Source organism: Microcoleus sp. LEGE 07076, from assembly GCF_015207455.1.
Taxonomy (GTDB): domain Bacteria; phylum Cyanobacteriota; class Cyanobacteriia; order Cyanobacteriales; family Microcoleaceae; genus Microcoleus.
In genome coordinates this window covers 1-1,223 of the sequence record NZ_JADEWV010000476.1, presented here as the reverse complement: position 1 = coordinate 1,223, position 1,223 = coordinate 1, and the positions used below count along the sequence as shown (strand labels likewise).

2 protein-coding genes are annotated in these 1,223 nt (G+C 52.1%); both read right to left on the bottom strand.

The genetic code is table 11. The features are described 5' to 3' along the window. The coding region (locus IQ270_RS31685) for a glycosyltransferase family 39 protein (RefSeq protein ID WP_228056857.1) at positions 1–533 on the bottom strand (533 nt) is incomplete at its 3' end. A gap of 269 nt (positions 534–802) precedes the next feature. Further along, positions 803–1,223 (bottom strand): hypothetical protein (locus IQ270_RS30385; protein ID WP_193976800.1); only part of this gene is annotated, 421 nt, incomplete at its 5' end.

Sequence of the window (1,223 nt, the reverse complement as noted above, 5' to 3'; positions counted from 1 at the left end):
GAGAGAGGGGGAGTGGGAGAGGGGGAAAATATTCCTTCGGAGTTCTCCGTTACATCCGCTACATCCGCTACATCCGCTACAGAATCCGTTGCCGAACTTCCTTCTGTCTTCGATAAGGTATAGAATCCGAGGCAAGTAAGGGCGATCGCGCACAAAGCCGAGGGAAGACGTACAGCCCACTCGTTAACTCCCAAAGTGCGGTAAGCCGCCGCCATCAGCCAGTAAATCAACGGCGGCTTGTCAAACCTGGTTTCGCCGTTGAAATAAGGAGTGATCCAATCCCCTGTCACCGTCATTTGGCGGGCGGCTTCGGCAAACAGTGGTTCGGTTTCGTCAACTAAGCCGATGTTGCCGAGATGCCACAAGAAAGCCACCGAGGCGATCGCCCCCAGCCACAACAGCGACAGCAACAAAGGTGCGATCCTCTTCGAGGGCTTCGCTAACGGGCGCTGCCTGCGATATTCTGACAAATTTTTAATAACTTCCTTCACCCAAACTTCCTGCGATTTTAGACTTAAAATTTTAACTCGCATTAGAGAGTCTACCGAAAGATTTGCTTTCTCGAAACTGCCAATTCGATCGAATCCGGTTCAACTGAGATGTTGCAGCATTCTCAATAAGGCTTTATGAACAGGCTGTCCGGCCTGTTCCACAAGAAAATTTAGTCTTTGTGGAACACGCATCTTGCCTGTTCTTTATAATGGTGCCGCTATGTGAGTTTAACCTCCCAGAGCGACACCATTCTCAACAAGACCGAATAAACCCGCTTTCTCGACCAAAATCTCGGCTTCGATCTCAGCCTTCACGGCTGCAAAATTAATTGCCATTCCTCAGTTGTGCTGTTCCAAGCGGGCGAGGCTGTCTCCCCGGCGACATAAGGCCCCCAGTAGCGGCGGGAACCATCCTGAGCAAAAACCACCAGAATGTCTCCCCGTTTGACTTGTAACTTGCCCTCCGGCAGTGATAGCATCAGTCCCTTGTCGCCGCCTTCCCCTGGTGCAAAATCCCAGTGTGCGGGTTTTTTGTAGGATTTCTGGGCTTGGCGTTTCGACAGTAGCGCGACTCGCACTGGGTGTTCGCTGCGGTTGCTGACGCGCAGACTGCCGGCTGCTTTAAGATCATTTGCAGGGATTGAAGAAACCAATTCCTCCTCTGACTCTCCCGGCGTTGCTATTGAGTCGGGTTTGGGCTCGTTGGCGGTGTCTGCCGAAGCTGTGGTGATT